General features: G+C 61.9%; 25 protein-coding genes, 2 tRNA genes and 1 other RNA gene. 11 read left to right on the top strand and 17 right to left on the bottom strand.

Going from position 1 to position 22201, the window contains the following annotated elements; translation table 11 throughout:
• Nucleotides 1-5 precede the first annotated feature (5 nt).
• Entirely contained in the window at nt 6-176 is a 171-nt protein-coding gene (locus tag EL2594_RS15465) for a hypothetical protein (protein WP_011413987.1), read from the top strand.
• 125 nt (nt 177-301) lie between these two features.
• On the top strand, nt 302-859 hold the full coding sequence (locus EL2594_RS05240; RefSeq protein ID WP_155805981.1) for a hypothetical protein: 558 nt from the start codon (nt 302-304) through the stop codon (nt 857-859).
• A gap of 9 nt (nt 860-868) precedes the next feature.
• Here the strand turns inward: EL2594_RS05240 and EL2594_RS05235 are convergent, their stop codons facing one another.
• The 6 genes from EL2594_RS05235 to efp all read right to left on the bottom strand — a co-directional run bounded on the left by EL2594_RS05235 (nt 869) and on the right by efp (nt 6498).
• Nucleotides 869-2197: an amidohydrolase gene (locus EL2594_RS05235; RefSeq protein WP_011413985.1), complete on the bottom strand. Its 1329-nt coding sequence runs from the start codon at nt 2195-2197 to the stop codon at nt 869-871.
• Between the two features lie 167 nt (nt 2198-2364).
• Complete coding sequence (locus EL2594_RS05230; RefSeq protein WP_011413984.1) at nt 2365-4179, bottom strand: SLC13 family permease; 1815 nt, start codon at nt 4177-4179, stop codon at nt 2365-2367.
• Nucleotides 4180-4280: 101 nt separating this feature from the next.
• The gene (locus EL2594_RS05225; RefSeq protein ID WP_155805979.1) at nt 4281-4871 is read right to left on the bottom strand and encodes a hypothetical protein; all 591 of its coding nucleotides are present in this window, start codon (nt 4869-4871) and stop codon (nt 4281-4283) included.
• 114 nt (nt 4872-4985) lie between these two features.
• A tRNA-Leu gene (locus EL2594_RS05220) sits at nt 4986-5070 on the bottom strand.
• Between the two features lie 40 nt (nt 5071-5110).
• Complete coding sequence (locus tag EL2594_RS05215) at nt 5111-5929, bottom strand: inositol monophosphatase family protein (RefSeq protein WP_011413982.1); 819 nt, start codon at nt 5927-5929, stop codon at nt 5111-5113.
• A 5-nt stretch (nt 5930-5934) separates the two neighbouring features.
• Nucleotides 5935-6498, bottom strand: a complete 564-nt coding sequence (efp, locus tag EL2594_RS05210; protein ID WP_011413981.1) for an elongation factor P — start codon at nt 6496-6498, stop codon at nt 5935-5937.
• A gap of 132 nt (nt 6499-6630) precedes the next feature.
• On the opposite strand from efp, the gene EL2594_RS05205 reads away from it, so the two are divergent.
• Nucleotides 6631-6996 (top strand): hypothetical protein, encoded by a 366-nt coding sequence (locus EL2594_RS05205; RefSeq protein WP_011413980.1) that lies wholly within the window; start codon nt 6631-6633, stop codon nt 6994-6996.
• A 3-nt stretch (nt 6997-6999) separates the two neighbouring features.
• Here EL2594_RS05205 and EL2594_RS05200 read toward each other — a convergent pair whose 3' ends face one another.
• From EL2594_RS05200 to thiE, 3 genes are read right to left on the bottom strand one after another with little or no spacing between them, the layout of a single operon-like run.
• On the bottom strand, nt 7000-7695 hold the full coding sequence (locus EL2594_RS05200) for a M23 family metallopeptidase (RefSeq protein WP_011413979.1): 696 nt from the start codon (nt 7693-7695) through the stop codon (nt 7000-7002).
• Nucleotides 7696-7712: 17 nt separating this feature from the next.
• Complete coding sequence (locus tag EL2594_RS05195) at nt 7713-8990, bottom strand: L,D-transpeptidase family protein (RefSeq protein ID WP_011413978.1); 1278 nt, start codon at nt 8988-8990, stop codon at nt 7713-7715.
• A gap of 53 nt (nt 8991-9043) precedes the next feature.
• On the bottom strand, nt 9044-9685 hold the full coding sequence (thiE, locus tag EL2594_RS05190) for a thiamine phosphate synthase (RefSeq protein WP_011413977.1): 642 nt from the start codon (nt 9683-9685) through the stop codon (nt 9044-9046).
• Between the two features lie 124 nt (nt 9686-9809).
• Here thiE and EL2594_RS05185 point away from each other — a divergent pair, with 124 nt between their 5' ends.
• Complete coding sequence (locus EL2594_RS05185; RefSeq protein ID WP_011413976.1) at nt 9810-10172, top strand: hypothetical protein; 363 nt, start codon at nt 9810-9812, stop codon at nt 10170-10172.
• On the opposite strand, the gene EL2594_RS05180 is transcribed toward EL2594_RS05185, so the two are convergent.
• Complete coding sequence (locus tag EL2594_RS05180; RefSeq protein WP_011413975.1) at nt 10158-11051, bottom strand: fructose bisphosphate aldolase; 894 nt, start codon at nt 11049-11051, stop codon at nt 10158-10160. The genes EL2594_RS05185 and EL2594_RS05180 overlap by 15 nt on opposite strands.
• A gap of 153 nt (nt 11052-11204) precedes the next feature.
• Between EL2594_RS05180 and EL2594_RS05175 the strand changes: the two genes are divergently transcribed.
• Entirely contained in the window at nt 11205-11963 is a 759-nt protein-coding gene (locus EL2594_RS05175) for a flavodoxin family protein (protein ID WP_011413974.1), read from the top strand.
• A gap of 3 nt (nt 11964-11966) precedes the next feature.
• Here the strand turns inward: EL2594_RS05175 and EL2594_RS05170 are convergent, their stop codons facing one another.
• Genes EL2594_RS05170 through tkt form a run of 5 tightly spaced genes read right to left on the bottom strand, consistent with a single transcriptional unit; the run spans nt 11967 to nt 17276 of the window.
• Nucleotides 11967-12605, bottom strand: coding sequence for a 2OG-Fe(II) oxygenase family protein (locus EL2594_RS05170; RefSeq protein ID WP_011413973.1), 639 nt, complete (start codon nt 12603-12605; stop codon nt 11967-11969).
• A 2-nt stretch (nt 12606-12607) separates the two neighbouring features.
• Nucleotides 12608-13069 carry a PaaI family thioesterase gene (locus tag EL2594_RS05165; RefSeq protein ID WP_011413972.1) on the bottom strand — a complete coding sequence of 154 codons (462 nt, stop codon included), beginning with the start codon at nt 13067-13069 and terminating at the stop codon, nt 12608-12610.
• Nucleotides 13066-14265 (bottom strand): phosphoglycerate kinase, encoded by a 1200-nt coding sequence (locus EL2594_RS05160; RefSeq protein ID WP_011413971.1) that lies wholly within the window; start codon nt 14263-14265, stop codon nt 13066-13068. Before EL2594_RS05160 ends, EL2594_RS05165 begins: the two co-directional genes overlap by 4 nt.
• Nucleotides 14266-14275: 10 nt before the next feature.
• A complete protein-coding gene (gene gap, locus EL2594_RS05155) occupies nt 14276-15283 on the bottom strand; it encodes a type I glyceraldehyde-3-phosphate dehydrogenase (protein ID WP_011413970.1) in 1008 nt (335 codons plus the stop codon).
• Between the two features lie 13 nt (nt 15284-15296).
• Nucleotides 15297-17276, bottom strand: coding sequence for a transketolase (gene tkt / locus EL2594_RS05150; protein WP_011413969.1), 1980 nt, complete (start codon nt 17274-17276; stop codon nt 15297-15299).
• A 196-nt stretch (nt 17277-17472) separates the two neighbouring features.
• Between tkt and EL2594_RS05145 the strand changes: the two genes are divergently transcribed.
• The 6 genes from EL2594_RS05145 (at nt 17473) to EL2594_RS05125 (ending at nt 20989) form a co-directional block, all read left to right on the top strand.
• Entirely contained in the window at nt 17473-17703 is a 231-nt protein-coding gene (locus tag EL2594_RS05145; protein WP_011413968.1) for a hypothetical protein, read from the top strand.
• Nucleotides 17700-18347: a cell division protein ZapA gene (gene zapA / locus EL2594_RS14870; RefSeq protein WP_011413967.1), complete on the top strand. Its 648-nt coding sequence runs from the start codon at nt 17700-17702 to the stop codon at nt 18345-18347. The genes EL2594_RS05145 and zapA overlap by 4 nt, the downstream gene beginning before the upstream one ends.
• 11 nt (nt 18348-18358) lie before the next feature.
• Nucleotides 18359-18528, top strand: a non-coding RNA gene (gene ssrS / locus EL2594_RS15120) — 6S RNA.
• A gap of 144 nt (nt 18529-18672) precedes the next feature.
• Nucleotides 18673-19245 (top strand): 5-formyltetrahydrofolate cyclo-ligase, encoded by a 573-nt coding sequence (locus tag EL2594_RS05135; protein ID WP_081432285.1) that lies wholly within the window; start codon nt 18673-18675, stop codon nt 19243-19245.
• Entirely contained in the window at nt 19245-19460 is a 216-nt protein-coding gene (locus EL2594_RS05130; protein WP_011413965.1) for a DUF2842 domain-containing protein, read from the top strand. The genes EL2594_RS05135 and EL2594_RS05130 overlap by 1 nt, the downstream gene beginning before the upstream one ends.
• A gap of 77 nt (nt 19461-19537) precedes the next feature.
• Nucleotides 19538-20989: an MFS transporter gene (locus EL2594_RS05125; RefSeq protein ID WP_155805977.1), complete on the top strand. Its 1452-nt coding sequence runs from the start codon at nt 19538-19540 to the stop codon at nt 20987-20989.
• Here the strand turns inward: EL2594_RS05125 and EL2594_RS05120 are convergent, their stop codons facing one another.
• Together EL2594_RS05120 and EL2594_RS05115 are read right to left on the bottom strand one after the other, a co-directional pair.
• Complete coding sequence (locus EL2594_RS05120) at nt 20990-21976, bottom strand: NAD(P)H-dependent flavin oxidoreductase (RefSeq protein ID WP_011413963.1); 987 nt, start codon at nt 21974-21976, stop codon at nt 20990-20992.
• 119 nt (nt 21977-22095) lie between these two features.
• Nucleotides 22096-22172, bottom strand: a tRNA-Asp gene (locus EL2594_RS05115).
• Nucleotides 22173-22201: the final 29 nt, after the last annotated feature.

Here is a 22201-nt window from a genome sequence, read left to right as displayed (position 1 = left end):
GAACGATGACCGACACCGAAGCCAAAAAGGAACCGGGACGGGCGCGCGCCCTGCTCTCGACTGCGGATTTCAAGCTGCTGCGGCGTGCGCTGGAGAGCCATGCCAAAGCTACCGAAGACCGCGAGGAACTGGCCAAGATCAACGCCTTGCACCATCGCTTGGGCAATTACGGCTGAGCGACGCTAACCGATCTCCTGGGGAGGAGATGGCGGCCGTCGGAGTTTGACGCTCCGGCGGCCGCATAATTTTGCGTGAGGTGACGCTCGCGATTGATTAACCGCTTGGCGCTATGGCGGCCCGCATGGTCCGCAAAGCCAAGAAGAAGCCGCTGAGCACCGCGAAGATGTATCAACACTTCGCCGTTGTGACGATCTGCGTCACCGCGGCCATCGGCTTTATGGCGGATGACGAGGCGCAGGACGCTGTAAAGGCCGAGATGGCCAAGCAGGTCGCCGATGTGCGCAAGCCCGACGGCGAGCCGGTCAGCGCGATCATCACACGGCGCGAAGGTTCCGACGCGCAGCAGGGGGGCGGCAGTTTCGGCCCAGACACAGCCCTGGGCGCGCCAACGCTCGCTGCGCGCGGCAGCGGCAGGCTGTCTGCGACCATGCGGCGAGCCCCTTCGAAAGTGGGGCAGGGAGCTGCAATCTGGTCAATCCTCGGCATGACCGAGGATGAGTGGTTCGCACTCTCCCCCGAATTGCGGCGTCAACTGACCGGTGGTCGTAACGTCCTCCTCTCGGGCACATCCGCAGAACGCCAGGCAGCGATGGAGCGGCTGACGCAAGCATCGCGTGCAAGAACCGGCGGTTCGAGCGCGGCGGTCGATCTGGCGTCCGATGCCGGCGACGACTTCTAGCAGCCCCGGCTAACCTCCCGACGCGCTCATCAGGTCGAGCGTCGACGCGACCATGGCTTCGGTAGCCGTCGCAATCACCTTTTCCGCATCGGGTGCCCAGAACGGGCTGTGCAGCGACGGCAGCTTCGTCTCACCACGCTGCGCTGCGTCGAACTCGTCCTGCGGGACGCCGCCGACCCAGAAGATCAGCGATTCGATGTTCTCGCGGTCGGCGCGGTAGAACTGGCCGAAGTCCTCGCCGCCCATGACCGAAGGTACCTGCATCACGCGCCCTTCGCCGAAGCGGTCTGTTAGCTTCGCCATGACCTGCTCTGTGAATTCGGGCGTGTTGTAGGTCGAAGGCGTGTACGGAAGGATGACGTTGACCTCGGGCATCCTGTCGTCCGGCATGCCCGCCGCCATGGCCTCACCCTTCACGATCCGCTTGATGCCATCAAGCAGCAGCTGGCGCGATTCATCGCTGTACGAGCGCACGGTAAGCTGTAGCTTCGCCTCGTCCGGGATGATGTTGTGCTTGGCTCCGGCTAGGAAGCTACCGACAGTCACGACTGCCGGATCGAGCGGCGAGCTTTCGCGGCTCACCAGCGTCTGCAGCTTCATTACGATCGCACTTGCAAGGACGATCGGATCCTTGGCCGTATGCGGGTACGCGCCATGCCCGCCGACGCCTTTGACAGTGATGTCGACGCTGTCAACGTTGGCCAGCGCGTAGCCGGGCGAATAGCCGATCATGCCCGCAGGAAACTGCGCCGCGTCGTGGAAACCCAGCACGTAGTCCGGCTTGGGAAAGCGCTCGTAAAGCCCGTCTTCGAGCATTGCCAGAGCGCCCAGCCCGATCTCCTCCGCCGGTTGCAGGATCATCACCAGGGTGCCCGACCATTCGGCCTTCCGCTCCGACAGCAATTGCGCCGCACCGACCCACGCCGCCATATGCGTATCGTGACCGCAGGCGTGCATTACGCCGGTTTCGACCCCGGAGGCAGGCACCGCAGTCCGCTTTGACGCATACGGCAGTCCGGTCTGCTCGACTACCGGTAGCCCGTCCATGTCGGCGCGCAGCATGACCGTGGGGCCTTCGCCGTTGCGCATGACCGCGACTACGCCGGTCTGCCCGACCCCCTCGGTGACCTCGAACCCGAGAGCGCGAGCCCTGTCGGCGAGTTTCTTGGCCGTTTCGAACTCCTGGAAACTAAGCTCGGGGTTGGCGTGCAGGTCTTTATAAAGCTCCACCAGGCCCGGCATATCGCCCATGACATCTTCGCGCAGTTCATTCGCCGAGGCAGCACTCGCGACCAGCGCAAGAGCCGAAACTGCAGCTAAACCCAGAACCCAGTTCATATCCACTCCCCAATTCCCGATGCGATGGACCGCACGAACCTACGTTCTGGCGACCAAAAACTGTCTTGTTGGCAGCGCCACTCCAGTGAACCGCCGGAAGGTGCCGCCCCGAATGGACTGCACTCTGCCATGTCCTTGCGCGGCAGGGAAGCCACCCTCGCTGCGCGTCACATCCCGTAAGTCAGCACAAGCAACGCCGTGAGCGTAGTTACCATGATCGCAACGAGCGGCACGCCTGTGCGGACGTAATCCTGGAAATTGTACGACCCCTCGGCCATGATCAGCATATTGGTCTGATAGGCGATCGGCGTCGCGTAGCACAGGTTGCAGCCGAACAGCACCGCCAGCACCAGCGGCTCCGGCGGCAGGCCAAGCTGATTGGAAATGGCAAATGCGATAGGGGTGCCGACTGTCGCCGCGGTCGCATTCGACGCGAAATTGGTCAGCACTGTCATGAAAAGCATGATGACGGCGATGGTGATGGCGAGCTGGATATTCGCCGGCCCGTCGAAAGCGATTGCCAACGACAGCAATTGTCCCAACCAGTCGGCCGCGCCGCTCTCGTCAATCAAGCGACCGATCGCAATGGAGGCCGCGACCAGCACGATGACCTGGCCGGACAACGCCTTGCCGACACGGTCGAATTTAACGCAGCCGGTCACGAACATCAGGATTGCGCCGCCCAGCGCAGCGATGGCGATGGGGAAAATGCCGAGCGAGGCGAGACCGACGGAAATGCCCATGATGATGGCGGCGAGAAGTGCCTTAGACCGACGCGGCAATTCGCGTGCACCCTCGAGCTGCAACAGGCTGTCCGATCGCGCAAATTCCTGCACGTCGTCGATCAGGCCCATGACCAACAGCACGTCGCCTTCGTTGATGCGCAGGTCGCCGCCGGAACTGTATTTGTCCTTGTCGCCGATTACGGTGTCGGGGCGATGGATGCCGAGCACGGCGACGCCGAACAGGTCGGCCACGCCCGATGTCGGCAAGGTCCGGTTGAGCAGGCGCGAATCCGCCGTCACGGTCATTTCGACGACATTGATATCCTGCCCCAGCTCGCGCGACTTGCGGCGGATCTTGTCGATGACCCAGATCGGCGCAACTTCGCCGCCGATCTCGCGCATGGCCTCCTCCAGCGCTTCGTGCGTGCCGGATATCAGCAGCCGCTCTTGCGCGGTGATCGTACCGTCGGTCTTGTCGTGAAAGGTGATCCCTTCCGGCAGGCGCGGCAAGATATCGGCGATTTTCTCGCCGACGAGCTTGGATTCGTCGCCCACGCGCAAACGCGAATAGAATTTCCGTTGCTGCTGAAATTCGGTGGTGCGATTGTCCTTCAGCATGCGTGGCATCACGAGCCACAGGTATGGAAGCGCCAGTGCACCGGCGACCAGCACGATGGGCGTGAAATGGAACACCCCCATACGGTCCATGCCGAGGTCGACCGCGATCGAAACGACGAGGATATTGGTCGAAGTGCCGATGGTCGTCGCCAGACCGCCGATCAGCGAAGCGGCGTTGAGCGGAATCAGCGTCTTGGAAGCGGGCAGCGCACCGCGCGCCGCGAGCGTCACAAAGATCGGGATCAGCAACACCAGCACCGGTGTGTTGTTGACGCCCATCGACAGCACGAAGGCGATCAGCAGCGAAAACAGCAGGCCAAGCTGAATGTTCCACTTAAACACCCGCTCTAGAAATCGCGCGGCTGGTTCCAGCGCACCGGTCACGACCAAGCCCCGCCCCATGATCATCAGCGCACAAATGGTAATCAGTGCGTAATGACCGAAGCCGGAGAATGCGAGCACGATACCGTCTGTCGGATCTGTGCCTTCGATGGGAAAGAAATAGAGCCCCACCGCAATCACCGCGATGGTCAGCAGCGAGACGATCTCTATCGAAAGGCGCCCGCGGATGAAGCCGACGAACATCGCGATCGTCACGGCTATGGCAGCTATCGCATGGAAAGAGGGTGCGGCGATCATCCTTGCCGCAGGCGATAGCGAACTACCGCGTTACTAAGCAATCGCTATTCGTAACGGGAGGTGCCCGGGAATGCAGGCACCTCCCCACCTAGCTGGTTTTCTCAGCCAGCCTCGCCCTTCACGACAAGCAGGGCGGTGAGCGCAAACAGCGCCGTCGCCGCAGTGCCCGAGGCGCCGGCGGGGAACATGACTTCCATTCCGTTGGCCATCGCGAGCAGGTTGAGGACGGCCGCCGCAGCTCCTGCGAGAATCGACAATCCGCCGAGCACCTTGCCGAGGGTGCCGTGAGCAAGCGCTGAAAGGCCGAGTCCGATCGCAGCCATTCCGATGAGCGCCTTGGCATGGAAATAAAGGAAGAAGGCGCCGCCCAGCACGCTCTGGAACACGGCCTCGTCCGCCGCTTCTCGCGCAGGACCGAATTCGGCGAGTCCGATACCGACCTGGATGACGTTCATGATACCGGAGATAGCGATGGCAGCCCACACCAGCGGCACCGTGCTGCGCGAGGCCAGCGGCAAGGCCGCGATCGCCACGAGCGAAAACATCGCCATTTCCGTAGTCCACGTGACCTTTCGCAGGAATGTCCCGTCATCGAGTTCAGCGACGACACCGATGTAGAATAACTGGCTCGCCACCGTGGCGAGCAATGCGAGCGAAACGGCGATGACGGCGCCGCGAATAGTGAATGCCATGATTTCGGTCCCCGATTGCAGTGATGAGCGCTCTCCCACCATGGGCAAGCAACTGTCAGTGCCTCCATTCGCATGAATGCGAAGGGAGGTTACACTTAATCGGGAAATGGAAAATGGTGCCCCTGGTCCGACTCGAACGGACACTCCTTTCGGAACTCGATTTTGAGTCGAGCGCGTCTACCAATTCCACCACAGGGGCTCACCTTGAGCGGAACGGCGCTGTTAGCGCTCGCCCGCAATCACTTCAAGCTGTTGGCCAAGAGTTTGTGCAGTTTGGAATGCAAACCGTCGTTCGCAGCCAGAACCTGCGCCGAATGGATCGGGTTGGACCGACCGCGGAAGTCGGTAACGAAGCCGCCGGCCTCGCGCACAAGCAGGCAGCCGGCCGCCGTATCCCAGTCGTTGAGACCGCTTTCCCAGAAGCCGTCGAAGCGCCCCTGGGCCAGCCAAGCGAGATCGAGCGAGGCGGCGCCAAAGCGGCGGATGCCGGCGACTTCGGGTCCGATGGCACCGAAGATGCGGCTCCACTCTGCGAAATCACCATGCCCCTGAAATGGAATCCCAGTGGCGATCAGAGCGTCGGTGAGGTTACGCCGTGACGAAACACGCAGGCGGCCATCGTGCAGCCACGCACCGCGGGTCTTCTCGGCCCAATAGGTTTCGTCGTTTATCGGCTGGTACACCACCGCCGCCGTCACATCGCCCCAGCCCGAGCCGTCGAGCTTTGGCTCCTGCACAGCGATACTGATTGCGAAATGCGGGATACCGTGGAGAAAATTGCTGGTCCCATCGAGCGGGTCGACGATCCAGCGCGGCTTGCCCGGATCGCCCTCGATCGTGCCGCCTTCTTCCAGCACGAACCCCCAGTCGGGCCGCGCATAGATCAGCTCGTCATAAAGCGTCCGTTCGGCAATCTGGTCGGCCTTGGAAACGAAATCCGCCGGGCCCTTGCGGCTCACTTGCAGGTGCTCGACCTCGCCGAAGTCGCGGCGCAGCTTTCCGCCCGCCTTGCGCGCAGCTTTTTCCATCACCCGGATGAGGCCGGAATACATCGACATGACGCTTAGCCAGCCTTCCCGACATAGGTCTGCTCGTAGACATCGACCACAATGCGCGTGCCGCTTTCGATATGCGGCGGGACCATGATGCGAACGCCATTGTCGAGCACGGCCGGCTTGTAGCTGGACGAGGCCGTTTGGCCCTTTACCACCGCATCGGCTTCGACGATATCGGCTTCCACCTGCTGCGGCAGCTGCACGCTGATGGGTTTCTCTTCCCACAGCTCGAGCTGGACAGTCATGCCATCCTGCAAGAATGGACGGGCATCGCCCAGCAGGTCACTGTCGAGATTGATCTGCTCATAGGTGTCTTGGTCCATGAACACGAGCTGGTCGCCGTCTTCATAGAGGAACTGGTAATCCTGCGTGTCGAGACGTACTTTCTCGACCGTGTCGGCGCTGCGGAAGCGAACATTGGTCTTGCGACCGTCCTGCAGGTTCTTCATCTCGACCTGCATATAGGCACCGCCCTTGCCCGGCTGGGTGTGCTGGATCTTGGCGACTTTCCAGATGCCGCCTTCATATTCGATGATGTTGCCGGGACGGATGTCCACGCCGCTAATCTTCATGGGTGAATGCCTTGCTGTGAGAAAGAGCGCGCCGGTAAAGCGACGCATAATCTGGCGCGCCCTCTAGCCTGTCGCTCATGCCGGAGCAAGGTTGGTGGTACTAGGGAGCGCGCGCTGGTAAAGGACACTATAGTGAAACGCGCGCTCTCCCTCGCCGCGGCCCTGTCGGCCATGCTCGCCGCCCCGCTTGCTGCGCAGTCCGGCGCGCCGCTCGGCACGTTGCCGGTCGGGCGCTACCAATGTTCGCTGCCCGGCGATGCCAGCGGGCCGGCCTGGCGGGACATCGACGACATGCGGTTCTCGATCAAGAATGCCTCGCGCTATCTCAGCCCGACAGGCGACGGCACCTATCTGATGCAGGGAGACGAGCTCGTGTTCACGCGCGGACCGATGAAGGACCAGCGCTACAAGAGGATGGGCAGTTCCATTCTGCGCAAACTGAAATCCGACGGATCGCTTGATCGGATACGCTGCGTGCGTATCGGACCGCTCCAGTAGGCTTCAGCGACTGCCCGACAGCAAGGGATACGGGTTGACGGCGTTGGCCGGCTCCCACCATTCGGCATCGGCGGTGGTCCGCAGGATTGCGAAGTGCAGATGCGGGGCCTCCTCGCTGGCATTGCCGCTCGATCCGACGGTGCCGATGCGTTGACCGCGCCTGATCTTTTGCCCTTCACGCAGTCCCTCGGCATATTCATCGAGATGCGCGTAATAGTGGATGGTCTTGCGATCATCCGAACGGACGTAGATCGTCTTGCCGCCGGCAGCCGACTGGAACAGTTTTTCGATCGTGCCAGCGGCCGCCGCGCGAACAGTCGTACCCTTGGGGGCCATGATATCGATCGCCTCATGCAGGCGAACGCCGCCGCCACGGGCATCGGTAAAGGTGTCGGACAGATCGCTCGGGCGCACGTTGAGCACGGGAACCAGCAACTGCGCATTCTCGCGCTCGGTAGGCTGCGATGCCGTCTCCGTGTCGAGAACGCGGGCCGATTCCCCCGGTTGCGGCGTACGATCCGCATCTTCGTCTTCGACCTCGGTCGGGGACGGGCTCGGCTCCGCCTCGGCAGGACGCGTCTGGTCGATCTGGTCGCCCGACGTGGCGTTTTCGATCAGACTGCCACCGGCGACGATCCAGATCATCGACGTTACCGTGGCGGTGATGACTATTGTGAGAATGCGATCAAGGAACTTCATCCAAGTGTCTTAGCCGATCACGCGACGAATTCCACTGCAGTATCGGTCGAAACCATCTGGCTGAGCCGTGCCGCATCCCAGTTTGTCAGGCGCACGCAGCCGCTCGATTGCGCGCGGCCAATGGTTTCAGGCTCGGGCGTTCCGTGGATGCCATAGTGCTCTTTGCTGAGATCGATCCAGACCACGCCGACCATCCCGTTGGGTCCCGGCGGCAAGGTATAGGTCTCGCCCTCGCCCTGCCCAAGCACCTCCGGGTCATAGCTGTAAGGCGGATTGTACGCCTCGCCGACAATGTCCCATTCACCCAGCGGCAGCGGGAACTCACTGGAACCCGAGCTGACGGTGAACATGGCGACCAGGGTATCGCCCTTGTAGGCTTTGAGGGTATCTTCGGACTTGCTCACCACGATCCGGTCGACTTCGGGCTGCTCGGTCCCGACACCGAGCGATGCCAGCGTGCGCTGCCAGTCTGTGTCTTCGAGCGATCCGGGTGCGATCCGGTCGGCACCGATATTGGGAACGCGAATTTGCTGGCCGGCGCGGAAAAAACCTTCGCTTGTTTTAGATGCGCCGCCGGTGCTGCTCGACGTCGAGCTCGGCGTAGCGCTCGAGCTGCGGTCATCGGCCCCCTCGGCACCGCTGTTGCCCTGCGAACCTGTGCCAGTCTGCGATCCGGCAGGCTTTCCGTTGGGGTTGAGCCGCTTGAGCACATCGACCGTCGTGTGGAATCGCTCCGCGACCCGTTCATCGAGCGAACGATAGCCGAGCCTTTCCATTTTTGCCTTGGCCGCGGTATCGTCCGGGATGTCGGAGTAGGTCGCATCGCTCCAGCTCGTGGGAATGGTCACCACGCGAGTTGCAGGGATGCGCTCCCAATCTTTCAGCGCTTCCTTCGTAGCGTCATCGAGCTTGCCGCTCGTCTCAAGGTCATTGGCCTCCTGAAATCCCAGCAGCGCGTTTTCCGTGCTCATGCCCATCTTGCCGTCGATGACTCCGGGGCCGAAACCTGCACGGTCGAGTACGACCTGGGCCTGCATGATGGGGCGCTCTTCGGAATCGGGGAGGTCGGTAGGCGTCGCGTCCTCGCTCCCGGCATCGGATCCGCTCTCGTCCATGTAGCGATCATCGTTGGACGCCATCGTATCGGCGAGATTGTCGTCGCTATACGTCTCGTAGCCGTAATCGTTCGTTTCGGCGGCAGCCGTTTGTTGCTCGCTGCTGTCGCCCGATTCCGCACTTGGGCCGCACGCGACAAGTGCGAAGGTAGAAAGGGTGGCAAGAAGGGCGACACGCATGAGGAAACTCCCGAATGACGGGGCGCATTTTGCCCCTTTTCGAAAAGTTCAACTCACGCCGCGGCTATTTGCTCCGCAAAGGCTTGAACTGCCGCTCTTTCATCGCCGCTCCAGACCGCTCCGGATACGGCCAGGAAATCGGCCCCGGCTTCGATCAGCGGCTGACAATTATCGGGCGTAATCCCGCCGATTGCGACGCAGGGAATTTCGAACACCTGGCTCCACCATTCGAGCAATTCGAGAGTCGGCTGTTCGGCGTCACCCTTGTCCTTGGTCGCGCTGTCGAAAAATGCGCCGAAGGCAACGTAGTCCGCCCCGGCCTCACCCGCCTCCATCGCGAGGTGCCTCGAAGCATGACAAGTGACGCCAATCTGCGCCTCGCGCCCCAACTGCTCACGCGCCTCCTTGGGCGATCCGTCGTCCTGTCCCAGATGGACGCCGTCAGCCTTCAGGCGCTTTGCCAGAGCGATACTGTCATTGACGACAAAGGCGACATCATGCGCGGCACAGATCGCCTGGAGCGGCTCGGCCAGGCGCGCGGCTTCGTGCTGGTCGATGCCTTTCACGCGGAACTGGAAAGCGGTGACAACCCCCCGTCCCGCTTCGAGCGCCCGCTCGAGCCGCTGCGGGAAACCGCCACGCACGTCGAGCGGTGAGATCAAATAGAGCTGCGTCGGAATTTCTGTTTCAGCCATGCGCGCCCCTTAGCCGCGACCTCCGCCTGCGCCAATGGGCGATCTGTCAGCGATTGGGACAGTGCAAATCCCGAGCAGCGCGCGGGCTCAAACCCGGCTACAGCTGCGACAAGGAGACTCGCCCATGTCCATGGTCCTTGCCGCCGCACTCGCTTCCAGCGTCGAGAACGTCCCGATCTTCCAGCGGGTCGCGATAACGGACGATGTTTCGGTGGTCGCGTTCGGGATTATCGAGGATTCACGCTGCAGTGACGTGCGTTTCTGCTTCCGCGACGACGAATTGCGCGTAGCTGCAGTGCTCGCCTATCGCGGGAGGGAGTACGAAGTGGTCCTCGACTGGAACCGTCCGCTGCGCGTGGGCGATGGCCTGCTCTACCTCACCTCGGCCGGAACGCCCGCCAATCCCAACGGGGCGATACGGCTCGAGAAGTATCGCTTGTCGCTCGCCTACGAGCCTTTCGACATGGTGCGATCAGCCGGCGACTGACGCGTCGTAGATCCGGTCGATGGCGTCGCCCAGCGTCGCGTCGAATTCGGCATCGCTCTGCATCGCGCGCAGGTCCTGCAGCAGGCCGCGGCTGAAGCTGGCGATCATGCCCTTGTTTTTGGCCAGTTCGCTACAAGCGTCCTCGGTAGAATATCCGCCGCTCAACGCCACGACGCGCAGTACCTTGGGGTGATCGATAAGCGGAGCGTAGGTGTTCGGCTCGATAGGAATGGTCAACTTCCACATCACCTGCTTGCCTTCGGGCACGCGTTCGAGCTGTTCCAGCGCATTGGCCAGCAGGAGGGCTTCGGCCTGGGCGCGCGAATTGCTCTTCAGGCTGACTTCCGGCTCGAGGATCGGCACTAGGCCGTTGTCGAGGATCTGCAGGCCGAAATCCATCTGCTGGCGAACAATGTCGGCAACGCCAGTTTCGTCGGCTTCGTGGATGACAGACCGCATCTTGGTGCCGAATACACCCAGTTCCTTGGCCCGCGCACAATTGGCATCGAGTTCGGGCATGTCCTTCATGAGCTGCGCGCCATTGGCTTCGTCGTGCATGCCTTTATCGACCTTGAGGAACGGCACGATCCCCTTGGACCGCAGCCGCTCCGGGATCGGCATTCCCTCGGGGTTGCAGCCTTCCATCGTCCGCTCGAACAGGATCGCACCGACGATCTTTTCGCCGTTGAAGACGGGGCTTTCTACGATGCGGCAGCGCATTTCGTGGATCTTGTCGAACATCTGCTCGTCGCCATCCCATTCGCTGTCCTCGACACCGTAGCCACGCAAAGCCTTGGGCGTCGATCCACCCGACTGGTCGAGGGCTGCGATGAAGCCGTCGGCCGATGCGATCTTGGCGGTCATGTCGTCGAAATTCATGCGTTATCCTGTCCTGAGAAGCGGTTGGGCGCGTAGCCGTGCATAGGAATGCACGCGCCCTTACCGCCCTCCTGCGCGGCTCGCAACACCGCTCGGGGCAGAATCCGTGGTTCGCGCGTTCAGGGTGTATCGCAGCGGGAATGGGAGGCGCGAATGCTCGATACAACGCAAGAGAGACTGTGCAGCGAGAATACGACCGACTTCAGCGATCTGAAGGCAGTCACGGTGAATTGTACGCTCAAGCCGTCCCCGCAGGGATCGCATACCGACAAGCTGCTGGGCATCGTCGCCGCGATCATGGTGCGCAATGGTGTATCTCTCGAGCAGATCCGCTTCGTCGATCATGATGTCGCGCCCGGTGTCTATCCCGACATGACCGAACACGGGTTCGAAACGGACGAGTGGCCACAGCTCTGGCCGCGCATCCGCGATGCCGACATTCTGGTCATTGGAACCCCCATCTGGCTGGGCGAGAAAAGTTCGGTCTGTCAGAAATTCATCGAAAAGCTCTACGCCCACTCGGGCGAGACCAACGACAAGGGACAATATGTATTCTACGGCAAGGTTGGCGGCGTCATCGTCACCGGCAATGAAGACGGGATCAAACACGTCGCCATGGGCACACTCTATTCGCTTCAGCACGTTGGATACACGATCCCGCCGCAAGCCGACGCCGGATGGATCGGCGAAGCGGGCCCCGGCCCAAGCTATGGCGACCCGAAAGAAGATGGCAGCGGCTACGTGGGAGACGACAACGAGTTTACCCGGCGCAACACGACTTTCGCGACGTGGAACCTGTTGCATCTGGCGCGCATGTTGAAAGATGCGGGGGGCATCCCTGCCCATGGCAATTCGAAAGATCTATGGAACGAGGGCCATCGCTTCGACGCCCCCAACCCGGACTATCGCTGAAGGTCAGCCAGTCTTCAGCGCCGCCACCAGATTGATTGCGATCGAGATGCGCGTCCCGGAGCCGTGAAACGGCCGGACCGCGTGTTGCAGCCAGCTCGGAAACATCACGATCATTCCAGTCTTCGGGTGGATGGAAATTTCGTTCTGCTGCGGCTTACCATCGGCATCGAGCATACGCAGGTCCGGCGCGGTCATGCGCACCATCGGCATGCGCGGATCGAGCAATTGGAGCTCGCCTCCCAAGGCAGGATCGTCGCTTCCGCCATAGCCATCGTCGATATAGGCGACGGCCGACCAGAAGCTCCCGGGATGGAAGTGATATTGGTTGGCATGACCCTTGGATGAGACATTGGCCCACATCTCGGGCACCCATCCGAAACGGCTCGCTTGCGAGCTCTTGGCATCCTGCGTGATTGCATCGGCCATAGTCATGGACTTGTAAGCCAGCGCCCGCGCCGCCTCCCCGCCCCATTCGAGCATCCGGGTGTTGGAATGCCAGCCACCGATATTGGAGATGCTGACGCCCTGCCCGTCGCGCGCATGTTCGGCCTCGATGGCTTGCCGCAGTGCCGCGATGCCCGCAGCGCTTTGTAGCTCATCAATGACAAAAGGTGTCGAAAAAAGGCGGCGTGTTTCAGCCATCGTCAGGTCTTCTTCGGCCCGACTTTGCGGATGATGGCAGTGAAACTCAAAACGGGCGTGCCATCTGCGGTAGCGATACCGCGAACATAGATCGTCTTGCCCCCGGCCCGCGTTACTTCGCCGCGCGCTTCAATCAGTTGTCCCTCGCGCGCCGCGTCGAGGAAGTCTCCCGAGAGGTTCATTGTCACGCCATGCGAGTCGCCCAGAGCGTCGGTCGCTATGGTAAAAATGGCCGAGTCCGCGAAAGTCATCAGGCAGCCGCCGTGCATGAAGCCTGCGCCGTTCATGTGGCGCGCTTCTGCTCGGAAAGCGGTCACGCGCGATCCGTCGGCATTCTGCTTTTCGTAGAACGGCCCCGCGCGCTGTTCGAAGGCATCGCCCTGCCAGGTCGACCACCCGGCCCATTCGCCCTCGGTGATCGGGACCAGCCCGCCACTGGAACCTACAGCTTCGTTCTCGCTCACGCGCTCAGTGCCTTGACCCCCGGCAGTTCCTTGCCCTCCATCCACTCGAGGAAGGCCCCGCCTGCGGTAGAAACGTAAGTCACATCTTCTGTGACGCCCGCATGCGCCAGCGCCGCCACGGTGTCGCCTCCGCCTGCGACGGAGACGAGCGAGCCATCCTGCGTCAGCGCGGCCGCGGTCTTTGCCAATGCAACTGTCGCCGCATCGAAGGGCTCGATTTCAAAGGCACCGAGGGGGCCGTTCCATACCAGCGTGCGGCAGGTCTTGAGCACATCGCCCAGCGCCTCGGTCGCCTGCGGACCGACGTCGAGGATCATTTCATCCGCGGCGACCTCGTGGACATTGCAGGTCCGCACGCTCGGCGGATTGGCCGCGAACTCCTTCGCCACCACGACGTCATAGGGCAGGTGCACCGTGCAGCCGGCGTGATCGGCCTCGTCCATGATGGCACTGGCGGTGTCGGTGAGGTCGTGCTCGCACAAGCTCTTGCCGACATCGACCCCGCGCGCGGCAAGAAAGGTGTTGGCCATGCCGCCGCCGATGATCAGGTGCTGGACGCGCCCGACCAGGTTTTTGAGCACGTCGAGCTTGGTCGAAACCTTGGCCCCGCCGACGACGGCCGCGACCGGCGCTTCGGGATTACCGAGTGCGGAATCGAGCGCTTTCAATTCCCTCTCCATCGCGCGGCCTGCATAGGATGGCAGGAAATGCGTGATGCCTTCTGTCGTCGCATGGGCGCGATGTGCGGCGGAAAACGCGTCGTTGACATAGAAATCGCCGTGCGCGGCGATGGCCTTGGCAAAATCAGGATCATTGTCCGTCTCGCCGGGCCAGAAACGCGTATTGTCGAGCACGCCGATGTCGCCATTGCGCAGGATGCCGATCGATTGCTCGACAACCGGTCCCGAGACCTCGGGAATGAACATCAGTTCCTTGCCGAGCACGCCTTCGACATCGCCCACCACCATGCTGGTCGAAAGGACCGACGAGCGCTTCCCGCCCGGACGCCCGAAATGGGCGAGGAGCAGGACTTTCGCGCCTTTCTCGCTCAGTTCGAGAATGGTCGGCTTGACGGCTTCGACACGGGTGACGTCGCTCGCCGAACCATCCTTCATCGGCAGGTTGAGATCGACGCGCACCAGCGCGACCTTGCCGGTGATATCGCCAAGGTCGTCCAGGGTCTTGAATGTCGGCACGAAAGCCTCCTTAAAGCAGCCCCGCCATGACACCGGCGGTGTCGATCATGCGGTTGGAGAAGCCCCATTCGTTATCATACCAACTTACGACGCGGGCGAGCTTGCCTTCCATCACGCTGGTTTCAAGGCTGTCGATGGTCGAGCTGGCCGGATAGTGATTGAAGTCCGAGCTGACGAGCGGCTGATCGGTGTAGTCGAGCACACCTTTCATCTTGCCTTTTGCAGCGGCCTTAAGCGCGTCGTTCAGTTCCTCGGCGCAGGTGTCCCGCCCCGGGGTGAAGACCAAGTCGACGAGGCTCACATTGGGCGTCGGCACGCGAACAGAGCTGCCGTCGAGCTTGCCGGCAAGTTCCGGCAGGACCAGGCCGACTGCACGGGCAGCGCCCGTCGTGGTCGGGATCATGTTCTGAGCGCCGCCACGGGCCCGGCGCATGTCGCCATGCATCTGGTCGAGCATGCGCTGGTCGTTGGTGTAGCTGTGGATCGTCGTCATGAAGCCGCGCTCGATGCCCACCGTGTCGTGCAGCACCTTGGCCATCGGTGAGAGGCAGTTGGTCGTGCAGCTGGCGTTGGAGACGATCACGTCGTCGCTGGTCAGCACATCGTGATTCACCCCGTAGACGATGGTAGCCGAGACATTCTTGGCCGGAGCCGAGATCAGAACGCGCTTTGCGCCAGCCTTGAGGTGCGGTTCGGCAGCCTCATGGCTCTGGAAGAAGCCGGTGCATTCGAGGACGATGTCGATGCCCTGATCGCCATGCGGCAAGTTGCCCGGATCGCGCTCGCTGGTCACGGCAATGCTCTTGCCGTTCACGATGATGGCATTGTCGCCGACTTCGACGGTGCCGGGGAAGCGACCGTGGGTGGAATCGTACTGGAACAGCAGTGCGTTGGATTTGGTGTCGGCAAGGTCATTGATGCTGACGAGGTCGAGATCGTGATCGTCGCGCTCGAGAATGGCGCGCGCCACGAGGCGGCCGATACGTCCGAAACCGTTGATGGCAACTTTGGTAGCCATGAAGAACTCCTGCTTATGCTTTGATCTTGTTGAGTATTTGCGGGACGATGGCGTCCGCAGTGAAACCGAATTTTTCGAACAGGTCGCCTGCCGGAGCGGAAGCTCCGAAACGATCGAGACCGATCTTCAGCCCGTCGGAACCCACGTAGCGATCCCAGCCGAAGGTGGAGCCCGCCTCGATCGATACCTTGAACACGTCGGCGGGGAGGAGGTCGGCCTGATAGCTTTCGTCCTGCTCCTCGAACAGTTCGGTGCTGACCATGGACACCACCTCTGCGCCGATGCCCTGCTCTTCCAGCTTGGCTGCACATTCGGCGGCGACATGCAACTCCGAGCCACTAGCGACAATCACGACCCTGCGTTCTGTCTCCGCAGCTTTGATCCGGTAGCCGCCCTTCTCGCTCAGATTGCCATCCACTGCCTCGAGCCTCATCTGCGGCAGACCCTGACGGCTGAGGGCAAGGATGCTGGGTCGGGTCGCGTTGCGCAGCGCAATTTCCCAGCATTCGGCAGTCTCGACCGCGTCTGCCGGGCGCATGACGAGGAGGTTGGGCATCGCTCTGAGCGAAGCAAGATGCTCGACAGGCTGATGCGTCGGGCCGTCCTCGCCCAAGCCAATGCTGTCATGCGTCATCACGTAGATGACGCGCGCTTCCTGCAACGCCGAGAGGCGGATCGCGCCGCGCGCATAGTCGGTGAACACCAGGAACGTGCCGCCGTAAGGAATCACCCCGCCATGCAACGCCATACCGTTCATCGCCGCCGCCATGCCGAATTCACGGATGCCGTAATAAACGTACCGGCCCGAATAATCGTCCGCCGTCATCGCCTCGATGCCGCCGGCTTTCGTATTGTTCGAACCCGTCAAATCGGCGCTGCCGCCGATGGTGTCCGGCAGGCGCGAATTGATCTCGGCCAGCGCCATCTCGCTCGCCTTGCGGGTTGCGACCTTGGCCGGATTCTCGACGAGTGAGGCGATATAGTCCTTCGACGCGTCACCATGCGGTAGCTCGCCCGCCATCCGTCGCTGGAATTCGTCTTTGTGCTCGCTGCCGTCTACCCGGCTTTCCCACGCTCCATGCGCGTCCCGGCCGCGCTCGCCGGTCGAGCGCCAGTCGGCCAGGATGTCCTCGGGAATGACGAAAGGTTCGGCGTCCCACCCCAGCGTTTCGCGCGCTGCGGCTACTTCGTCCTCGCCCAAGGCCGCACCGTGCGTGGCGCTGGTGCCCTGCTTGTTCGGCGCGCCCTTGCCGATCACCGTCTTGCAGGCAACCAATGAGGGGCGATCGTCGGCGGCGGCTTCTTCCAGCGCGCGGGCGATGTCGGCAAAATCGTGACCGTCGCATTCTGCGACATGCCAACCGGTTGCGGCATAGCGCGCCTTGATGTCCTCGCTGGTGGACAGGTCCGTCTCGCCATCGATGGTAATGTTGTTGTCGTCCCACAAAACGTTGAGGCGGCCCAGCTTGAGATGACCGGCCAAACCGATCGCCTCATGGTTGATGCCTTCCATCAGGCACCCGTCGCCCGCAATCACCCACGTGCGGTGATCGACCAGGTCATCGCCGAACAACGCATTGAGGTGCCGCTCCGCCATCGCCATGCCGACGGCCATGGCGAGCCCTTGCCCCAGCGGCCCGGTGGTGCATTCGACCCCCGGCAGGAGGAAGTTCTCCGGGTGGCCTGCACACGGGCTGCCGAGTTGGCGAAAATTGCGGATGTCCTCCATCGTCGGCTGCGCATAGCCCGACAGATGGAGCAGGCTGTAGATCAGCATCGAACCATGGCCCGCGCTCAGCACGAAGCGATCGCGGTCGGCCCAGTCGGGCGCCGCGGGATCGAACTTGAGGAACTGCGACCACAACACCGTCGCCACATCGGCCATGCCCATCGGCATGCCAGGGTGTCCCGAATTCGCCGCCTGAACCGCATCCATCGAAAGCGCGCGAATGGCGTTGGCCATGGGCGCGAGGCGGGCGGGATCGAGGCTCATGGGCGGAAGGCTCCTGCGCGTGAAATTTGAGCGGCGATTCGCCGCGCGCGCAGCCTTCGCGGAGCCTCGCCAAGAGGTCAAGAACAGCCTCGGCTTGGTCCACCGGACACCTCGTTTCACCGCATGCCTCACCCCACTTATCAACAGGTCCAACCAAGGCTTTGCCTGTGAACGATAAACGGAGTAAATTGCGACCATGAGCGGAGAACGGATCGAGCATGCTGTCCAGCGGATCGAGCAAGCGCTCGCGCGGATCGCGGATATTGCCGACAAGCCGACCGGCCAGACAGCTTCGCAACAAGGCGACCCGGCAGTCGGGATGCCGCCCACTGTTTCCCAACTTGTGGTTCGCCATGAGGAATTGCGCGAGACCGTGGCAGCGGAGATCAAGCGGCTCGACGACATTATCGGGAAAGTCGAGAAATGAACCAGATCGACATCACTGTCGGGGGGCGGCAATTCGCCATCGCGGTCCAGCCGGGTGACGAAGAGCATGTTCGCAATCTCGCCGACCGGATAAACGAGCGTTTCCAGCAGCTTGCTAATCGTTATTCGCAAAATCTCCTGTTCGCCTCCTTGCGGATTGCGGACGAACTGCATGCCGCCGAGGCAAGACGCGCGAAGATCGAAGCAGACAGCAAGACCGCGCTGACCGGCATCGCCGACCTCAAACGCGAAGCGGAGCTTGCAGAGGACAAGGCCGCCAAGCTCAAGGAGCGTGTCAGCGGGCTCGAGAAGGAACTCGATCAGGCGCAAACAGCTATCCAGCAGGAGTCCAATAAATACAACGATTTGATTGCCGATAATGAGCGCTTCAAGGTAGCGGTTATGGAAGCCGATAGCGAAAAGTCGCGGCTGCAAGGCGAACTCGCGAGCCTCAGGAGCGAGCGCGACGCACTGGAAGCCAAGTTGGCAGAAGCCGAAGAGCAATCTGCCCCCCCGCAGCAAGCCTCATTCATCAATCCGGCTGCCGCGCCCGACGATCCGGAACTAGCCCCGTCGCTCGAACGATTTGCCGAACTGCTCGAAAACTGCGCCGCCAAGCTTGAGGGCGTGGGCGAGACTTCCTAAATAGCGCAATGGCGGGACTGCCCGGCACGAGCCGTTCGAATATCCCTGAGGCTATAAGCAATCCTAGGGAGCTGTCCCTGCCCTGGAACACGGGTTCGTCCTGGGAACCGGGGCATACGGCGCCCACCTGACGTTTAGGCGTCAGAGGATTTCACTGGCACCGACCCATGGTGGTTCCGTCACTTTCTTTGTTTGCTTCAAGCGCCAGCGCCGACATCTGTCCGCTTGGCTTTCCTCGCTCATTGCGATCGAAGATCGCATCGCTGCGGGCGGACAGTCGCCCTTTGGGCCCTTCAGGCCGATGATAACGTGAGGATTGATAGCCTTGGAGATTAAGGCTCAACTACGTCGAGAATTGCGCAAGGCCCGCCGCGAACATGTCGCGACCCAACCGCCATCGATACGTGCGCTGCTGTTCAATCGACCGCCGGCCCCGCTTCTCGACATGATCGACGAGGATGCGGTCATTGGTCTCTACCACGCTACGGCAGACGAAGCGCCGACGACATCCTATACCAAGTTCTTCTACGAACGCGGCCATCGCATCGCCCTGCCCCGTTTCAGCAGCGCCAATGAGCCCATGACGTTTGCAGAGCACACGGATCCCTTCGACGAAAGCGATCTTGTCGCAGGGCCCTTCGAGCTGCGCCAACCCGTGGAGGATGCGCCGCGGCTGGAGCCGGACTGCCTGCTCATCCCGTTGATCGGTTTCACGGCAACCGGAGAGCGCCTCGGCCAGGGCGGTGGGCATTACGACCAGTGGCTTGCCGATCATCAAGGCCGGACCAAGATCGGTCTTGCCTGGGATGTACAGCTGGTCGAGAGCCTGCCCATCGAACCGCACGATCAGCGGCTCGATGCTGTCGTCACTCCGACGCGCCTGTACGGACCATTCTGATGCGAGACCAACCCACTTGGCGAATCCCGATCGGGCTCCTTGCACTCACGCTAGGCCTGACGGTCTATGCCGTGCTCATTGCACGCTACGTGCCGGAGTGGATCGGCGGATGGCATGCCATCTTCCAGACGGTCGTCTACCTCTTCCTAGGCCTCGTATGGTTGTTACCGCTCGGCCGCTTCCTGAGATGGATGGAAACCGGAAGAACCAAGTGACCAACCGACTGGGTTGATCGACGAGAGCGATTGACGCGCCGTCGCATTCGGTTAGCTTTCCCTGAGGGAGAGAAAAGCTGGCCACGCAAACCGACGCTCCGCTCGCACACGGCGCTGACAAGCCGCCGATCGCGACCAAGCTCGCCTATGGCTTCGGCTCCGTCGCCTTTGGCGTGAAAGACGGCGGGTTCAACTATTTCCTGCTGCTGTTCTACGGCACTGTCGTTGGGCTCGAACCGGGGCTGGTCGGCCTTGCCATCCTGATCGCCCTCGTGCTCGATGCCGTGTCCGATCCGCTGGTCGGCTATTGGTCGGACAATTTCCGCTCGCGCTGGGGCAGGCGCCACCCCTTCATGTATGCCGCCGCCATTCCGGTTGCGGCGAGCTATTACATGCTGTGGAACCCGCCCGACTGGAGTCAGGGCGCGCTGTTTGCCTACCTGCTCGGGCTCGCCGTGTTGATCCGCACCTTTATCACCTTCTACGAGACGCCCAGTTCCGCACTACTTCCCGAGCTCTCGTCGGACTACGAAGAGCGCACCAGCCTGCAGACCTATCGCCTCTTCTTCGGCTGGACCGGCGGCAATGCGATGACTGTGCTGATGTTCGGCGCACTGCTGGTGCCTACCGCAGTCTATTCGCACGGCATACTCAACCGCGAAGGCTATGCGACCTATGGTGTGATCGCTTCGGTGCTGATCTTCGCCGCCATCATGATCTCGGCTCTCGGCACCCATCGCAACATACCGCAGTTGCGCGAGGCACCGGTCAATACCGAACGGTTTTCGCTGCGCAAACTGTTCGGCGAAATGTTCGAGACGCTGAGCGAGAAGAGCTTCTTCGCGCTGTTCGTGGCCACGCTGCTTGGTTCGGTCGCCACGGGCGTGGCGGCCTCGCTGGCCTTCATCATGCTGACCTATTTCTGGGGCTTTTCCACCCAGCAGCAATTCATCTGGACCGCGCTGGTGTTCTTTTCGGCGCTGATAAGTTTCTTCGTCGCACCCTTCGCCGTCAAACGCGCGGGCAAGCGCAGAGCCGTTATCATCCTAGGGCTGATCGCTTTCACCGTTGCGCCAGCGCCCGTGCTTCTCCGGCTGTTCGGTCTCATGCCGGAAAATGGCGATCCGATGCTGTTTCCGCTGATCGCGACCATCAACACGCTGGACTTGTCACTGATTATCGCGCTGCAGGCGGTGCTCTATTCCATGATCGCCGATCTCGTGGAGAGCAGCGAGCTAAGGACCGGGCGCCGCTCGGAGGGCGTGTTCTATGCCGCAGTCACCTTCACCCGCAAATGCACGGTTGGCCTCGGATCCTTTGTCGGTGGCATCATCCTGTCGATCGTTGCCATACCCAAGGCAGCGGATCCCAGCGATGTCACGCCCGACAAGTTATGGCTGCTCGGCGCATTCTATGCCCCTACCCTGCTCGCGCTGTGGATGGGCATGATCTACGCGATCAGCCGCTACAAGATCAGCAAGGAAGAGCACGAGGAAAACCTGCGCAAGCTCTCCTCGCAAGGCACCTGATCAGGCGGGTACGCTTTCCTTCTGCATCGCATTCATGCGCGCGAGGATATCTTCCGCCTCCCGCATGGTGCGGTCGATCAGTTCCTGACATGTCGGGATATCGTTGATGAGGCCGGCGACCATGCCGCAGCTCCACGCACCTGCGTCCATGTCGCCCTCCGTCATGATCTTTGGGTAAACGCCCGCGACTTCGGCGATGATATCCTCGAACTTGAGGTCGTCACCGAGCGCCTTTTCCTTTTCCAGCAGGCGCTCGACGGCGTCATTGGTCATCACACGCTCCGTGTTGCGCAAGGGGCGCATGACGAGGCGGGTGTCGAGCTCGCTTGCAGCGACGATCGCCTTCTTCACGTTCTCGTGCACCGGCGCTTCTTTGGTAGCGATAAAGCGCGTGCCCATGTTCATACCTTCCGCGCCCATGGCGAGCGATGCGACGAGGCTGCGCCCGTCGGCCATGCCGCCGGATGAGACAAAGGGAATGTCGAGCTCGTCGGCTGCGCGCGGGAGCAAAATGAAGTTAGGAATGTCGTCCTCGCCCGGATGCCCGCCGCATTCGAAACCGTCGACCGAGACAGCGTCGCAACCGATGTCCTGCGCCTTGAGCGAGTGCCGCACGCTGGTGCACTTGTGGATCACCTTGATCCCAGCATCCTTGAGCGCAGGCAACACCTGCTGCGGATTGCGCCCGGCGGTCTCGACGACCTTCACGCCGCCCTTGATGATGACATCGACCAGGCCCGGATAGTCGGGCGGCGTCAGGCTCGGCAGGAACGTCAGGTTCACGCCAAAAGGCTTGTCCGTCATGTCCTTGCACTTGTCGATCTCACTGGCGAGCTTTTCGGGGGTGCCCAAGGTCAGCCCGGTGATGATGCCGAGACCCCCCGCATTGGATACCGCCGCCGCCATCTCCGCAAAACCGACATAGTGCATGCCCCCCTGGATGATGGGGTGCTGGATGCCGAACATTTCGGTGATGGCGGTCTTCATTGCTGGATCTCCCTCTGATGCCTTGGGCGGACCCTTGCCTGTTCGCGCGCAAAGCTCAAACGGATTTTTCACGCAGCGCGGAGTGCGCCTGCAATCTGCAAAAAGGAAAATGTCCCAAGTGGCGCGAGTGACGGGACTCGAACCCGCGACCCTCGGCGTGACAGGCCGATACTCTAACCAACTGAGCTACACCCGCGCATTCAAGCGGCTAGCACCTCTTGGGAG

Source organism: Erythrobacter litoralis HTCC2594 (assembly GCF_000013005.1).
Taxonomy (GTDB): domain Bacteria; phylum Pseudomonadota; class Alphaproteobacteria; order Sphingomonadales; family Sphingomonadaceae; genus Parerythrobacter; species Parerythrobacter litoralis_A.
This window is presented reverse-complemented; position numbering and strand designations above follow the sequence as displayed.